11 protein-coding genes and 1 pseudogene are annotated in these 15,357 nt (G+C 66.3%); all 12 read right to left on the minus strand.

What is annotated here, in order from left to right:
* Nucleotides 1-506, minus strand: a pseudogene (locus ACK59X_RS04900) (hypothetical protein); the annotation flags it as partial.
* A 101-nt stretch (nt 507-607) separates the two neighbouring features.
* Nucleotides 608-1,780: a hypothetical protein gene (locus ACK59X_RS04905; protein WP_409955665.1), complete on the minus strand. Its 1,173-nt coding sequence runs from the start codon at nt 1,778-1,780 to the stop codon at nt 608-610.
* 367 nt (nt 1,781-2,147) lie between these two features.
* Nucleotides 2,148-2,663 (minus strand): hypothetical protein, encoded by a 516-nt coding sequence (locus ACK59X_RS04910; RefSeq protein ID WP_409955667.1) that lies wholly within the window; start codon nt 2,661-2,663, stop codon nt 2,148-2,150.
* A gap of 25 nt (nt 2,664-2,688) precedes the next feature.
* Entirely contained in the window at nt 2,689-4,521 is a 1,833-nt protein-coding gene (locus tag ACK59X_RS04915; RefSeq protein ID WP_409955668.1) for a methyltransferase domain-containing protein, read from the minus strand.
* Nucleotides 4,522-4,578: 57 nt separating this feature from the next.
* A complete protein-coding gene (locus tag ACK59X_RS04920) occupies nt 4,579-8,499 on the minus strand; it encodes a glycosyltransferase (RefSeq protein ID WP_409955670.1) in 3,921 nt (1,306 codons plus the stop codon).
* A gap of 384 nt (nt 8,500-8,883) precedes the next feature.
* On the minus strand, nt 8,884-9,780 hold the full coding sequence (locus ACK59X_RS04925) for a glycosyltransferase family 2 protein (protein WP_409955672.1): 897 nt from the start codon (nt 9,778-9,780) through the stop codon (nt 8,884-8,886).
* Complete coding sequence (locus tag ACK59X_RS04930) at nt 9,777-10,889, minus strand: DUF1972 domain-containing protein (protein WP_409955674.1); 1,113 nt, start codon at nt 10,887-10,889, stop codon at nt 9,777-9,779. Before ACK59X_RS04930 ends, ACK59X_RS04925 begins: the two co-directional genes overlap by 4 nt.
* Entirely contained in the window at nt 10,886-11,854 is a 969-nt protein-coding gene (locus ACK59X_RS04935; protein WP_409955676.1) for a hypothetical protein, read from the minus strand. Before ACK59X_RS04935 ends, ACK59X_RS04930 begins: the two co-directional genes overlap by 4 nt.
* Nucleotides 11,855-11,890: 36 nt before the next feature.
* Entirely contained in the window at nt 11,891-12,445 is a 555-nt protein-coding gene (gene rfbC / locus ACK59X_RS04940) for a dTDP-4-dehydrorhamnose 3,5-epimerase (RefSeq protein WP_409955678.1), read from the minus strand.
* Between the two features lie 14 nt (nt 12,446-12,459).
* Complete coding sequence (gene rfbA, locus ACK59X_RS04945; protein ID WP_409955680.1) at nt 12,460-13,344, minus strand: glucose-1-phosphate thymidylyltransferase RfbA; 885 nt, start codon at nt 13,342-13,344, stop codon at nt 12,460-12,462.
* Between the two features lie 14 nt (nt 13,345-13,358).
* Nucleotides 13,359-14,249, minus strand: coding sequence for a dTDP-4-dehydrorhamnose reductase (gene rfbD / locus ACK59X_RS04950; RefSeq protein WP_409955682.1), 891 nt, complete (start codon nt 14,247-14,249; stop codon nt 13,359-13,361).
* Nucleotides 14,246-15,334, minus strand: a complete 1,089-nt coding sequence (gene rfbB / locus ACK59X_RS04955) for a dTDP-glucose 4,6-dehydratase (protein ID WP_409955684.1) — start codon at nt 15,332-15,334, stop codon at nt 14,246-14,248. Before rfbB ends, rfbD begins: the two co-directional genes overlap by 4 nt.
* Nucleotides 15,335-15,357: the final 23 nt, after the last annotated feature.

Below are 15,357 nucleotides of genomic sequence, written 5' to 3' on the forward strand. Positions count from 1 at the left end.
GCATCGAGCTGGCCGCCCACGAAGCGCAGGGTGCCGCCACCGTCGTGCACGACGAAATGGTCGACGTCTTCCTGGATCAGGCGCGAGAATGAGGTGTCGATGCGCTCACCGGTCTGCGCGTTCTGGTACTCGGCGCCACTCAGGGGGGCGACGCGGGTCGGCTCCTTGCCGTAGCGCAGCACGAAGGCCGACTGGGTGCCCTGGGGTGCATAGCCGGAAAACAGGAACGAGCGCGCGCCTGCTGGAATGAAGATCTTGAATTCCTGGTTCTGCATCTGGAAGCCAGTGAATTCAGGCAGGGACAGGGAGCCTCCGCCAGGGAAGGCGCAGCCGCCGGTGCCAAAACCGATAGCACAGCCCGTCACGCCGGTGGGAGCGTACTGCTCCTTGAAGCCGACCTTGGTGTCAAAGGTGTAGTTGAACGAGCCGGCTGGCGGAGGCAGCGCGATCTTGTGCGCCGTCTGGTGCATCGAAACGAAGTTCGCAGCTTGGGCGAACGTACCCATCGCAGCCAAAAAAATAACAATTAGATACCGCATTGCATCCACCCAAAAAAAAAAGGCCGCGAGCTCTCGCCGGCGGCCTTTTTTACTAAAGTCGCAACTTCTTAGTTAGAAGGAGCGTAGTGCCACGTGACTTCTGGGCCAATCGTGTTGATGTAGGTAACAACGCCAGGGCCGCCCGACTTGCCCAGGTTCACGGAAGGAGCCGTGGTCTGGCCAACGGAAACCGTTGGGTTGGCGTAACGAACGTTAGCCCAGCCAGCGGTGAACGTGCCCACGCTGATTTGGCTGCCGAAAGCCAGCCAGTCGTGTTCGAACACATCGGTCACGCCAGCAGCTGGCAGAGGCGAGATGTTGAACGTAGGACCGGTGATGGTGTTTTCGCTGTAGTCGAACACGTCAGCAGCGATAGCCACCTTGCGTTGGAAGGGGTACTGGCCGCTGATGACGTTACGGTACGTCAGCTTCGTTGGGAACGTGAAGGACACCAGCGAAGACGAGTTGGCGCTCACGGTGTAAGGCACCACGAACGAGGTCTTCCACAGTGCGTCTTCGATGTCAGCAACGGTAGCTTGCGAACGTGGAGCGCCCAGGCTGGAGTCAACACCGATGTTTTGCTTGATGCGGTTGTTGTAGTCAGCCAGTGCCAGGGTAGGCAGCGAAGCGTTTTGGCCGTTCAGCGAGTTGGAGATGGTCAGGAAACCAGCCAGCACGTTAGGCGTGTTGGTGTCGGCAACCACTGCAGGAGCTGCGTCGAAAGCGGCCTTGATGGCAGCCTTGGCCACGCCAGGACGGTTAGGAGCGATGTCGAATGCTTGCGATTCGATGATCGTGATGTAACCGATGTTGGTCAGAGGAGCACGGCCTTCGCCGCCACCGCTCACGATCACTGCTGGGGTAGCAGCGGAAGCGAAGGTGTTGGAGTTAGGCAGCAGGATCGAATCGTCGCTGGAGGTCACCACCGAACGGGTCGTTTGGCCGTTGGCAGCAGCAGCTTGGCTGGCCAGGGTACCAACCCACACGTCGCCAGGCGACAGGTAGATCAAGAAGTCCAGACGTTCTTCAGAGCGCTCATTGTCGTGAATCACGACCTTGGCCACCACGGATTGCGTCAGGCTCGTGTTGATAACCTTCAACTCACTTTGCCATCCCCCACCGATGAAATAGGAGGGAGCAACCAGCAAATCACCCAGGCCAGCGTGATTCACGGTCACAGCGTTTGCAGCACCAGCAGCGAGCATGGCGCCCATTGCTACAGCAAGAAGTTTCTTCTTCATCACAGATTTCTCCATAAAAATTAAAAAAAGCACCTGAGCAAGCCCACACTCATAGCTTTACAAGTTTACACCAGATACTTCAACAATCCGCCCCGCGTACACAAACTAGACAAGCGGACTCTATGGACTGTTGATTCGCATCCTACACAATCGCCCCCCAATTTGCGCGGGGGTGCGTAGATAAAATGTGTTTGGTGTCACAAGTAGGGGGATGGATGTTGCACCCTTGCAACATCCGCCAGCCATCCTTTTTGCATGCTGAAGCGGCGGCATTGCCGGCCTGCTCTCCACGAAATTGGGCGCCGTGGGCGCATGCCGAAATCCGGGCCCCATGACGGCCAGTTGCCTGAAAGCAACGTCACCCCGGTCAGCGCGACTTGAGGATCCCATCCATGTTGATGTGCTTCCACTGCCCATCGGCGTCAAGCCAGGCATCGGTCATGCGGAAATTGTTGTCCGGCTTCTTGCCGGTGGGGTCGACCAGCGTGACCTCGATTTGAAGAAGCACATTCTTGCCGTCCTGGTCGACCTGGTGCACCTTGAGCGACGTCAGGGACCATGCCTTGGCGTAGTAGTCGCCATAGAACTGCGAATTGGTCCGCTTGGGGTCGATCCCGTGCTCCAGATCGTAGCGCAGCGCCCAGTTGCGATCCACATGGGCTTGCCAATAGCTCTTGAAATTGGTAAGCACACCGAGCTGCGCCATCTTGGCTTCCAGCGCAGGCGATTCGAAAGCCAGGTTGAGTGGCTTGGACTCCTTTGGCGCTGGGGCGGGCGCTGCAGCAGCGCTCCCTGCCGGCTGCGAGGTTGCGCAGCCAGCCAGCCAAGGCAACACCGCGACCATGGCGGCGGCGAGCGTGATCTTTTGTGCAAAATTCTTCATGTGTGTCTCGAGATAGTGTGAAGGTTCAGCGAATCACGGTGGAGCGATCCGCAGGGGATGGGGGCTCTTGCACTGTGTGAAAAAGCACCAATGGGATATGGGCAAGCTGCTGATAGTTCACATCGATGATGCCGCCCGCACCATTTCGGCGCAATGCATCGGTCATCAGCAGGACAAACGGAGCCGAGGCCGCCAAAGAACTGCCCGCCTGCGGCACCGGCGCACTCAGGCAGCGCATGGGCGGCATCACGTCATCGCGCCCCAGGGTGGCGTCATGGTCTGCCATGATGGCCTCTGTGCCAGGACGCGCCAGCGACAGGGTGAACATCTCCTCAAGGGCATTGAAGGACAAGGTGGTGCCCTCCTGCAGCATGAGCCGGTAGCGCCCGCGCCAATCCCATGCCTTTTCGTCCTTGCCCACCAGCACGACGCGCTTGTCGAGCCGGCAGAAGTCGGCCATCGCCTTGCGGACTGCGGGCGACTGGTCGGGGTGTCCCAGCAAGATCATTTCCCAGCCCGTATGGCTCTGGCGCACCAGTGAGAAAAATGCGGTGGTGAGTGCCTCTTCGTCAAACGGCTGCAGCACCACAGAGACAAAGGGCTGCTGCGCTGCGACGGCGGGCACCACGTCCGCTTCCTGGAGAGGGGCGACCTTCCGGCTTTCTTCCGCCCTTGCAGCAGCCGCAGCCCGACGGCTGCGGGCGATGCCACGCAGGAATTTCCAGACAGGCCCCGGAAGCACCGCCCGTGCGACATCCTTGGCACAGGCAACCAAGCGGACCTGGAGACTGGGTACCGGGGGTTCAGGCGCGTCCGGGTCGGGGATCTCCCGGTAATACTGCGCCATGTAGCGTGCCAGGTCGTTCGCCAGCAGCCGCTGCTCCTGCGCCGCAGCCAGTTCCTCACGCAGGTGCTCCAGATCAAGCCGCGTGGCCGAGAGCTTGCGGTCCAGATCCGTGGCCACGACAGGCGGCGCCCCCGCCACAGATGGCGTGGACACGGAGGACAGGGTCTTGGAAGGGTTGATCGCCCGGATGGACACCCCCGCGGCCAGCGTGCGCAGGTGGTGTTCGGGCAGCGCGCCGAGTGCATCCATGATGGCTGCGTCCTGCGGCATGGCGGCACCGGTCCCAGAGCGGTGCAAGGCGTCGACCACGTCGCCCAACGGCGTGGTGCGCAGCAGTGCGGCCGCGTCGGCGGGCAGGCGGTCGAGGTAGACGCCCAGGAACCAGCTCAACGACCAGCGCGGGTGCTGGTGGGGCTCCACCCCGCTCCAGCGCAGGTCGAACTCGCGAAACCACTCGCGCAGGCCGGTCTCGGTGGCGTTGTAGAAATGGTGCGGGTAGCCGTGCTCGGGTTGCAGGAACGCGGTGTCGATCTTGACCACGCCACCCGGCTTGAGCACGCGGCGAATTTCTTCGACCGCGGCCTGCGGGTACTGCAGATGCTCGAACACCGCCTGGCTGATCACCGCGCCAAAGCTGTTGTCCCGGAAGGGCAGCCGGTCCGCCGACCCTACCACATCCGTCATCGGGTAGCGGAAGATGTCGATCTGGACCACGTTGTCCCAGCGCTGCAGCTTGCCGCCTGCCCCCAGGTCCAGAACCCATTCGCCCCGGTGCTCCTCGATGATCCGGAGCGACTCCTGGCTGTAGGGGTGGCGCGAGACGGGATCGTCCACCGACGCCTCGCCCGTTCCGGCTTCCTCGATGGTTTCCGGAAGCAGCACCGGCACCCCATTGCGCAGAGGGTATGCCGTGCTGCAGTCCGCGCACACCACCTGGCTCGGGTGCGGGTTCAGTCTGGCGCCGCAACGCGGGCAGGCCAACAGCGGCAAAAGGGAGTCAAGTCGGCTCATAGGTCGGATACGGAGGAGAGGAACGGTGCATGGAGCAATGGCGGCAGCAGGTACCCATCAGGCGACGCGCGGAGGCCACGCCAGCGAGAAATCCTCGGCGAAGATGGTCAGGTTCGGGTTGTAGCAGGGATCGTTGGCCAGTAGCGCGGGCCAGCGGGTCTGCAGGATCTTCACTTCGGAGTTGAAGCGCTTTTGCTTCTCCGGCGTGTCCTCGTAGCCGCGCGAGACGGATTCGTGGTGGATCAGCTCGGCATAGGGCGTCCAGTGGTTGCGGTAGCCCGCCTCGCGCACGCGCAGGCAGAAGTCCACGTCGTTGAACGCCACGGCCAGGGTTTCATCGAGGCCGTTCACCTGTTCGTAGATCGACTTGCGCAGCAGCAGGCAGGCGGCGGTCACGGCCACGAAGTCCTGCGCCAGCACGGCCCGCCCCATGTAGCCATGCTGGCCCCGGGCCAGCAGCTTGTGCGCATGGCCGGCCACGCCGCAGACCAGCACCACGCCCGCGTGCTGGATGCGCCCGTCGGGATACCAAAGCCGGGCGCCCACGCAGCCCACGCCAGGCTCCAGGGCTGGGCCCACCATCTCGTCGAGCCACTCGGGGTGGGTGGCCTCGATGTCGTTGTTCATCAGCAGCACGAACTCGCCGCGCGTGGCTTCGTGCACCGCCCGGTTGTTGATGGCCGAGAAGTTGAACGGCCCGTCGTCGCGCAGTACGCGGATCTGGCCCGACGCCGTGCGCTCGGCCAGCAATTGCAGCGAAGCGGCCTCATCGCTGCCGTTGTCCATCACGATGACCTCGTAATTGGGGTATCGGGTCTGGACCAGGCTGTCCAGGCACTGGCGCAGGATCTTCTCGCCGTTGCGCGTGGGGATGACGATGCTCACCAGCGGCGGATTGGCGGGGATGCTCCAACGCACGCGGTACATGCCGGAGGCTTCGGGCGCCTCCAGCACCTCGCCCTGCAGGCTGCGGCGCTGCAGGTGCTCCCGCAGGGCGCGTCGGCCGGCCTCGAAGGCATAGCTCTTGTTGCCGTGGCCCGAGGCCGTGCTGCCGGTCGCGGTGCGCCAGTGGTACAGAATCTGCGACACGTGGAGCACGGCAGCCGCGTCCACGCTGTCGACCGCTCGCAGCGCCAGGTCGTAGTCCTGGGCCCCCTCGAAGCCCACGCGCGGACCGCCGAGCTGGCGCATGAATTCGGCCTCATAGACCGCAAAGTGGCACATGTAGTTGTGCGAGCGCAGCAGGCCCAGGTTGAAGTCGGGCTTGAAGTAGGGGTCGAAGCGCCGGCCGTCCTGGTCGATCTTGTCCTCGTCGGAGTACAGCACCTTGCCCTGCGGGTTCTGCACGAAGGCCTGCATGGCCCGCAGCAGCGCGTGCGGCGTGAGCTCGTCGTCATGGTCCAGCAGCGCGATGTACTGGCCCTTGGCCAGGCCGATGGCCGTGTTGGTCGCGGCGGAGATGTGCTGGTTCTTGGTGTGGAAGGCCAGACGGATGCGCGAGTCCTCGGCGGCCGCAGCCTCCAGCAGCTCGCGCGTGCCGGCCTTGGTCGAAGCATCGTCGCAGATGCACAGCTCCCAGTGCGGGTAGACCTGGCTCTTCACCGAGGCGATGGCGCGTCCCACATCCCGCGGGTCGGGGTTGTAGACCGGCATGATGATGGACACCAGCGGCCGGCGCGGCAGCTCGCCCACCTGCGCCACCAGGCGCGAGAGCTTCACGGGGTCCATGGTGTCGTACTGCGCCACCCAGTCGGCATAGGTGCGTGCGCCGGTCCCGGGTGCCGCGTCCGGAGCGGCGGGCGCTCCAGGGTCCACGGGTTCCAGTTCATGCCCGGAGCCGTGCAGCATGCGCCGCAGGCGCTGGCGCACGCCCTGCATGCCCTCTGCGCGCAGCACCGACACCGTGCGCTTGGCCAGGTGCGACAACCCCGTCCCACGCCCCCGCGCCACCGAGTAGGCCGCGAGCACGCTGCGGGCATAGCGCGGCAGCCGCACCACCAGGCGCAGCGGCCGGGTGATCTTCCAGGAGCGCGAAGCGGTCACCAGGCGCAACTGGTGCTGCGTGGCGTCCAGCATGGTCTGCAGGTTGTGCGCATGGTTGCGCGCCAGCGCGATTTCCGCCCCCAGCGCCGCGGTCGTCGACTGCAGGGCTCCGATCTGCGTCTGTGCCTCGGTGTACAGGGCTGCTACGTTCGCACCGTGCTGGGTCGCCAGATCACGCTCGCGCACCACGGCTTCACGGTCGTGCACCACCGCATGCAGCTGGGCAACGAAGCCGTCGCGCTCCTGCTGCACCAGATCGCGCGCGGCACAGGCCAGCTCGTGCGCCTCGCCCAGATGGTGCGCATCCTGGCGTGCCTTGTCAGCCGCCTGCTGCGCATCCAGCGCGCGCTGCTGCTGCTCCACCAGTTCCTGCGTCAGGCGCGCCCGCTCGTCGGCCAGACGCGTCACGTCCTTGGCGCGCTCCGCCAGCTTGGACAGCAGGCTGCGCCGCGAGAGCGCGCGCGTCACCAGCTCCTCGAAGGTCTGCTGGGACTGCAGCACCTGCCATTTGGCATAGAGCTGGGCCGTGGCATCGGCCGCACGCTGGCGGTCGGCCTGCACGCCCTCGCCCGCCCCGGCGTGGATGCGATAGGCGGCCGAAACACCGGGCACGAACTGGAACGGCGTGCGGCTTTCCACCTGCAGCCAGAAATCCCAGTCCTCGTAAAGATCGAAGCGTTCGTCGAAAGCGGCACCGCCTGCCTGCACCAAGCTGCGGTGGAACAGCACCGAGTGGATGGGCATGAAGTTGCCGTAGCGCAACTCGCCCGAGGCATAAGGGAACTGGAAGATCTCGCCCACGGGTTCGCTCTGGGCGTCGACACATTCCACCGCCGTGTGCACCGCCTTCACCGTGGTGCTCTGGCGCGCGGCCAGCACCAGCTTGGCGATATGGTCCGGGTAGAACCAGTCGTCATCGTCCAGGAAGATGAGGTATTCGCCCTTCGCGGCGGCCATGCCGGCGTTGGCCGCGAGCGCGCGGTTGAGCTTTCGGCCCTGCGAGACCAGGCTCACAGGCACCGGGCCGCCGGCCCACTGCGTACCGGGCAGGCCGTCGCCGGCGGCATCCACCAGCACGATGTCCAGGTGCGGGTAGGTCTGCAGCGCCACGGATCCGAGGGCCTTGGCCAGCGTGGGCCGGCACATGGTGCGCACGATCACCGTGACCAATGGCATGTCCTGCGGGAGCACGGCCACGCCGCGGCCCAGCAGGCGCTGCTTTTCGCCTTCGATCAGCAGCGGGCCGCCGGCACGCAGCTCGGCCGATGTGTAGCTCTCGAAGGCTTCGGCATATTCCGACGCGGGGAACAGCGTGAGCGCGCGAAAACGGTTGAGCGCCGAGATGAAGCTCGCATACGGCAGCTTCTTCTCCTGGCTGGCAAAGACCTGCATGGCCTGCTGCTTGAGCGCCCACACGGGCGTGATGTCCAGCAGCCGGTTCGGCCGGAGCGGGGCGCTCACCTCGTACAGGTGCAGGCCCACGCCCTCCAGCCGGCGCACGGCCTCGATGGCACACAGTGCCGTGGCGCGGTGGTCAGGGTGCAGTTCCCAGGGCGACGGGGCGTACACCACATCGGCACCCGTGTCGCCGATTGCCTGCATGATCCTGTCGACCAGCGCCTCGCCATAGGTGATTTCGCGGTCCGGCAGGCCCCAGCACCGGGGCGGCGGCAGGCCCAGAACGCGGGCCGCCTCGGTACTTTCGGCCAGGCGGGTGTCTGCATACCCGCCCGGGCCGGCTTCTTCTTCGCCATGCCCACCGGCGGTCAGCAGGACGGTGTGCACGCGGTGCCCCGCCTGCACATGCCCGGCGATGGCCCCGCCGCAGCCGAAGACTTCGTCGTCGGGATGGGGCGCCAGTACGAGCACGCCTCCTGGGGCGGGAGGTACGGGTGAGGCGTGGTAGGGAATGATCTCAGCCTCGCTAGGGTGCATGTTGTGCATTCAGATCAGGAAAGGAACGTGGGGACGGTCTGTGGCGCATGGAAACCGGCGTGCATCCGCAAAAAAGGTGCAGGCACGGCAAAAGCCAGGCCCTCGCTGGCGACGGCCCCTCGGTGAGGCTGACCATCGCCAATGAAAAGGACCGCGGTGAATGCCAGGGCAGAGACCAGGTCTGTGGGATTTATTGCCCGAGGCCCGCCGCAGCGGCCCTCAGAGCGGGTCTGCAATTCTATATTCTGTCGTATGCAGCCAAGATCGTGCGCCTACCCAGGCAACAGCAACGGATTGTTGCACCAGGAAGGGCCCTCACATCCAAAATATTGCGCATCGGTGCGGCACCGGTCACACCAGGGCGGCATCTGTCACGCCCCGGTGTTACCCGCCCGGGCGCTGCCAGAGCCCGTGCACCCCTCCCCGGACCATGGCAAGCAGGCGCGCCCATCGCCGGTCGGGCAGCAGGGGCTGCAGCAGCAGCTTGCGCGCCAGCGGGACCAACAGCTGGCGCCGCCAGCCCCGGGGCACTTCCCGCGAGCGCAGCAGCCACAGCGTATTGCGAACCTGGAAGTAGATGCGCTGGGGTGGGTGCGCCAGCACCTGGCGTCCCAGCACCGTCGCTCCCGCCTTTCCGATGGTGTGCTCAAGCACCAGCGCCCCGGTTTGCATGACCGACCAGCCCCGGTGGCGGGCCCGCCAGCACCACTCGGTATCGACCATATCCACGAACCAGTCTCCCTTGAAAGGCCCCACGGCAGACAGGGCCGCCACCGGGTACAGGCAACCGGAGGTGATGGCGTGGTCCACCTCCAGCGTCTGCCGCGCCGGCCAGGGATCCGCCGACAGCACCAGGTGCAGTTGCGGGTCCACGCGCCGGACGGGCAAGGTCCGCCCCGTGACCTCATCCCGAATGGCCGGCCCGAGCGCTGCCCAGCGGCAAACGGCATCCCCCGCGTGCGACCAGATATCCAAAAGCCCGGTCACGTACCCCGCAGGGGGCAGAGAGTCCTGGTCGAAAGTCAGCAGGAAATCGTAGGGGCCCTCCAGCGCCCGCTGGCGTGCCAGGTTCAGCGCCGCGCCCACCCCCAGGTTGCCGGGTGCCGAATACCAGTGCACGCCCGGCATGTCCGACCAGGGCGCCGCGGTGGGGTCGATCGACTGGCCGTTGTCGATGACCAGCACATCCGCCACCTCTGGCTGCAGGCGGGCAACCAGGGCCTGCAGCCGGCGGTTGTCCGGATGGTAGGCCACCACGCAGGCCAGGACGCGTGGCATCATGCAGCGCCCCCCGAGCGGCACAGGGCCTCATACGCATCGGCGATGGCGTCCCAGCGGTAGCGCTCTGCCAGCGTCGGCCGGGGAACCCATGCGTGCTCCCGCAGGCTCAGCAGTTGCGCCATGAGCGCGGGCACGTCGGCGAAATAGCCGCCTTGGTTGTCCAGCGTATGGCGGTTGAAGCTGCAATCAAAGGCCAGCAGCGGCCGCTGGTACGGCAGCATTTCCACCAGCGAGGGATTGGTTCCTCCCACGCTGTGCCCATGCAGGTAGACATGGCAGCCGGCGCGCAGGGCCGCCAGCGCCTCCGGGTCGAACAGGGAATCGATGAAGCGCACGCGCGGCTCGCCCTGGTAGCGCGCCAGCAGTTCGCGCCCGAGCGGCGTCGCACTGAAGTTGCCCACCAGCACATACAGCGGCAGAGGCGACGCCAGGAAGGCCTGGAGCATCTCGGCGATGTGGTTCTCGGGCTCGATGCGCGCCACCGTCAGCAGGTAGCCGCCGGGTGCCAGGCCAAAGCGCTCCTGAAGCACTGCACGCGCCCGGTCCGCAGGCAACTGCAGCACATGGTCGCAGCCGTAGGCGATGACGCTGCTGGCGCGGCCATACCGGGCCTGCACCATGTCGGCGATGCCCTGGTTGTCGCTGACCACCACGTGCGCATGGCGCACGGCCAGGGCCTCGCTGCGCCCGAGGAACCAGCGCTTGAAGCCGGTCCACTTGTCGCGCCGGGTTTCCAGCCCGTCCACGTTCACGATGATGCGCCGCGGGCCGGCCAGGCGGCGCAGCAGGGGCAGGAAGATGCCGCCCGACACGCCCATCACCAGCCTGGCATCCACCCGGCGCCCGCAGCCCAGGAAGTTGAGCAGGTCATAGGGCACCGACCACAGGCCGTTGGCGCGCAACGGCAGGTAGCGGTGGGCCAGGCGCGGCCCGTCCACCGCCCGTGCGGTGCGGCCCACCGAGGAACCGAAGACCAGCGTGGCATGCCCTCGGCGCGCCAGCCGGGGCGCGAGCTGCTCGACGCAGGTCTCGAACCCGCCATAACGTGCCGGCAAGCCGTCGGTGCCGATGACCGCGATGCGCAGCGGCCCTTGGACGGAATCGCTCATGGCCGGCTGCCCTGGGGCGCCGGGCGCAACGCCTGCAGCAGCAGGAAAAGCCCCATGGCCCGGCGCCGCGGCGTGGGTCCCGACACCACCGCATGCCAGGCCAGTTGCAGCGCCACCCGGGCCCGGCTTCGCCCGGCCCAGGGTTGCGCAAGCCAGCCGGGCACCTGGGCCGCCGGAGCGGCTGCCGGCAGTGCGCCACCCGGCTGCGCGCGCGCCCAGGCCATGGCCTGGACCAGCACGCGCTCTGCCAGCCGCATGCCGCGCCGCAACTGCTCGCCCAGCGAGCGCTGGCGCGATGCGCCCAGCAGGTTGGCGCCATGCTGGCGGTAAAGCGACAGGCCTTGCGGCACATAGGCCAGGCACTGCATGCGCTGGGCCACCAGGGCCACGGCCCAGTCGTGCATCACGTAGGCCTCCTGCTCGGGCAGCCGGGCCAGTTGCGCGAGCAGGTCCCCCGAGAGCAGCAGCGTGTGCCCGACCACAGGGTTGGTCACCAGCAGGCGCCGGGGGTCGAGATCGCGTGGCACGGCGTACGGGTTGCCGGTGTAGAAGCTGGGCTGCAAGGGCGCAAGCGCTTCGTCCACCACCTGCACGTCGTGGAACAGCGCCCAGGGCCGGGTGCGGGCGGCTGCCGCCTCCAGCATGGCAGCCACCTTGCCGGGCAGCCAGACATCGTCCTGGTCCGCCAGGAAAATACCGTCCGCCGCATCGACATGCGGCGCCAGGTGGCCGATGGCACGGAAAAAGGACAGTGCAGGCCCGGGGGCATCGCCCTGCCAGTGCAGCTCAAGCGGAGCGCCCGGCTGGGACGCCAGCTGCTCCAGCACGGCCCGCGTACCGTCGTGCGAGGCATGGTCGAAGACGTGGATCACATCCACGCCGGGAACCTGGCTGCGGATCGAGGCAATCTGCTCGGCAATGAAGCGTGCCCCGTTGTGGCTGCACAGGAGCACATGCAGGGTCATGCCGGGGGCCTCGGGGCGTGCACGCCAGGGCCGCCGTCAGCGGGCCGCGAAGACTTCTGCATTCTCCAGGGCCAGGCCCTGCTGGTCCTTGGCCGACAGCAAGGGGTTGGCGCCGATGTCGGGCCACGCGATGCCGATGCTCGGATCGTTCCAGATGATGCAACGCTCGTGCGCGGGAGCGTAGTAGTCGGTGGTCTTGTACAGGAACTCCGCCGTCTCGCTGAGCACCAGGAAGCCGTGCGCAAAGCCTGGCGGCACCCACAGCTGGCGGTGGTTGTCTTCGCTCAGTTCCTCGCCCACCCACTGGCCGAAGGTGGGAGAACCCTTGCGGATGTCCACCGCCACGTCGAACACGGCACCGCGCACCACGCGCACCAGCTTGCCCTGGGGCTGCTGGACCTGGTAGTGCAGGCCGCGCAGCACGCCGCGGGCGCTGCGGCTGTGGTTGTCCTGCACGAAATCGTGGTCGGTACCGGTCGCCTCGTTGAAGGCGCGCTGGTTGAAGCTTTCGAAGAAGAAGCCGCGCGCATCGCCGAACACCTTGGGTTCGATCAGCACGACATCGGGAATGGCCAGACGGGTTGCTTGCATGGGAAAACGGCGGTTCAGTAAATTTTTTCTTTGAGGATGCGCATCAGGTACTGGCCGTACCCGTTCTTGGTGAGCGGCTGCGCCAAGCGCTCCAGCTGCGCGCTGTCGATCCACTGGCAGCGCCACGCGATCTCTTCGGGGCACGCGATCTTCAGGCCCTGGCGATGCTCCAGCGTGGCGATGAACTGGCCGGCTTCGAGCAGGCTCTCGTGCGTGCCGGTGTCGAGCCAGGCATAGCCCCGGCCCATGATCTCCACATTGAGCTGGCCACGCTCCAGATACAGGCGGTTGAGGTCGGTGATCTCGTACTCACCGCGGGCCGAGGGCTTGAGGGCCTTGGCCAGTTCCACCACCTGGTTGTCGTAGAAGTACAGACCGGTCACCGCATAGCTCGACTTGGGGACCTTGGGCTTTTCCTCCAGCGACAGCACCTTGCCGTTGGCATCGAATTCGGCCACGCCATAGCGTTCGGGGTCGTGCACGTGGGAGGCGAACACGGTGGCGCCGTCGTTGCGCTGGGCCGCGCTGCCCAGCAGGTCGTGGAAATCGTGCCCGTGGAAGATGTTGTCACCCAGCACCAGCGCGCTCGGTGCGCCAGCCAGGAAGGATTCACCGATCACGAAGGCCTGCGCCAGGCCATCGGGGCTGGCCTGCACCGCGTACTGCAGGTTGATGCCCCACTGGCTGCCGTCACCCAGCAGCTGCTCGAAGCGCGGCGTGTCCTGCGGGGTGCTGATCACCAGGATGTCGCGGATGCCCGCGAGCATCAGCGTGCTCAGCGGGTAGTAGATCATGGGCTTGTCGTACACCGGCAGCAATTGCTTGCTGATGGCCAGGGTGGCCGGGTGCAGCCGGGTGCCGGAACCTCCGGCGAGGATGATGCCTTTGCGTGCCGTCATGGGGTTGGTATTTCTCAGAGGATCTCGGTGAGCATGCGTGCCACGCCTGCCTGCCAGTGCGGCAGGGTCAGGCCGAAGGTGCTGCGCAGCTTGCTGGTGTCCAGGCGCGAATTGTGCGGGCGTACGGCCGGCGTGGGGAAGGCGCTGGTCGGTACGGGCGCGACTTCCCTGGCGACGATCTTTTCACCCACCGGGTGCTTCGCCGCCGTGGCCAGCACGAATTTCGCGTACTCGTTCCAGTTGGTTTCGCCAGCGGCAACCAGGTGGTACAGGCCCGCGTCCTCGGGGTGCTTTTGCAGGTGGCGGATGGCGTGGGCCGTCACGTCGGCCAGCAGATCGGCACCGGTCGGGGCGCCCCACTGGTCGTCGATCACCGTGAGGCGCTCGCGTTCCTGCGCCAGGCGCAGCATGGTCTTGGCGAAATTGCCGCCGCGTGCGGCATAGACCCAGCTGGTGCGCAGGATCAGGTGCTTTGCGCCGGACTGGGCGATCAGCTGCTCGCCTTCGAGCTTGGTACGACCGTAGACGCTCAGCGGCGCAGGCGCGTCGGCCTCCACCCAGGGGCGGCTGCCGCTGCCATCGAACACATAGTCGGTGCGGTAGTGCACCAGCCAGGCGCCGAGCTTCGCCGCCTCCAGCGCAATGGCGCCAGGCGTGGTGGCGTTCAGCGTGCGTACAAAGTCGACCTCGCTCTCGGCCTTGTCCACGGCGGTGTGGGCGGCGGCATTGACGATGACGTCGGGACGCAAGGTGCGCACCGTCTCGGCCACGCCAGCGGGGTTGGAGAAGTCACCGCAATGCTCGGTGCTGTCGAAGTCCAGCGCCGTGACCGTGCCCAGCACGGACAGGCTGCGCTGCAGCTCCCAGCCGACCTGGCCGCCTTTTCCGAAGAGCAGGATGTTCATGCGCTGGCGTCCGCAACGGCGGCGGGCTCCTGCGCGTACTGGGTCTGCACCCAGTCACGGTAGGCACCGGTCTGCACGCTGGCCACCCAGTCGGCATGCTCCAGGTACCACTGCACGGTCTTGCGGATGCCGGTGTCGAAGGTCTCGGCGGGCTTCCAGCCCAACTCGCGCTCGATCTTGCGCGCGTCGATGGCGTAGCGGCGGTCGTGGCCGGGACGGTCCTTCACATAGGTGATCTGCGCCTTGTAGCTCTGGCCATCGGCGCGCGGGCGCAGCTCGTCGAGCAGGCCACAGACCATGTTCACGATCTCGATGTTGGGCTTCTCGTTCCAGCCGCCCACGTTGTAGGTCTCGCCGGGAGCGCCGGCCTCCAGCACGCGGCGGATGGCACTGCAGTGGTCCTTCACATACAGCCAGTCGCGCACCTGCATGCCGTCGCCATACACCGGCAGGTTCTTGCCGGCCAGGGCGTTGACGATCATCAGCGGGATCAGCTTCTCGGGGAAGTGATAGGGCCCGTAGTTGTTGCTGCAGTTGGTGGTGAGCACCGGCAGGCCGTAGGTGTGGTGCCAGGCGCGCACCAGGTGGTCGCTGGCCGCCTTGCTGGCGCTGTACGGGCTGTTGGGCTCGAAGCCGCGCGTCTCGGCGAAGGCCGGGTCGGTCGGGGCGAGCGAGCCATACACCTCGTCGGTGGACACGTGCAGGAAGCGGAAGGCCGCGCGCTCGTCCTCGGGCAGTGCGCTCCAGTAGGCGCGCACGGCCTCCAGCAGGCGGAACGAGCCGACGATGTTGGTCTGGATGAAATCCTCGGGACCATGGATGGAGCGGTCCACATGCGATTCGGCCGCAAAGTTGACCACCGCACGCGGCTTGTGCTCGGCCAGCAGGCGCGCGATCAGGGCGGTATCGCCGATGTCGCCCTGCACGAAGACATGGCGGGCATCGCCCTTGACGCCGTCCAGGTTGTGCAGGTTGCCCGCGTAGGTGAGCTTGTCGAGGTTGACGACGGGCTCGCTGGAGGCAGCAAGCCAGTCAAGAACGAAGTTGGCGCCGATGAAACCCGCGCCGCCGGTAACCAGAATCATAGGGTGGGCTGTGTGAAATGCCT

The sequence above is a fragment of the Acidovorax sp. genome (assembly GCF_046339755.1).
GTDB lineage: Bacteria > Pseudomonadota > Gammaproteobacteria > Burkholderiales > Burkholderiaceae_C > Acidovorax.

Coding starts and splice junctions, on each gene's coding strand:
- ACK59X_RS04905 (WP_409955665.1), bottom strand. CDS start 1,780: ATGAAGAAGAAACTTCTTGCTGTAGCAATGGGCGCCATGCTCGCTGCT.
- ACK59X_RS04910 (WP_409955667.1), bottom strand. CDS start 2,663: ATGAAGAATTTTGCACAAAAGATCACGCTCGCCGCCGCCATGGTCGCG.
- ACK59X_RS04915 (WP_409955668.1), bottom strand. CDS start 4,521: ATGAGCCGACTTGACTCCCTTTTGCCGCTGTTGGCCTGCCCGCGTTGC.
- ACK59X_RS04920 (WP_409955670.1), bottom strand. CDS start 8,499: ATGCACCCTAGCGAGGCTGAGATCATTCCCTACCACGCCTCACCCGTA.
- ACK59X_RS04925 (WP_409955672.1), bottom strand. CDS start 9,780: ATGATGCCACGCGTCCTGGCCTGCGTGGTGGCCTACCATCCGGACAAC.
- ACK59X_RS04930 (WP_409955674.1), bottom strand. CDS start 10,889: ATGAGCGATTCCGTCCAAGGGCCGCTGCGCATCGCGGTCATCGGCACC.
- ACK59X_RS04935 (WP_409955676.1), bottom strand. CDS start 11,854: ATGACCCTGCATGTGCTCCTGTGCAGCCACAACGGGGCACGCTTCATT.
- rfbC (WP_409955678.1), bottom strand. CDS start 12,445: ATGCAAGCAACCCGTCTGGCCATTCCCGATGTCGTGCTGATCGAACCC.
- rfbA (WP_409955680.1), bottom strand. CDS start 13,344: ATGACGGCACGCAAAGGCATCATCCTCGCCGGAGGTTCCGGCACCCGG.
- rfbD (WP_409955682.1), bottom strand. CDS start 14,249: ATGAACATCCTGCTCTTCGGAAAAGGCGGCCAGGTCGGCTGGGAGCTG.
- rfbB (WP_409955684.1), bottom strand. CDS start 15,334: ATGATTCTGGTTACCGGCGGCGCGGGTTTCATCGGCGCCAACTTCGTT.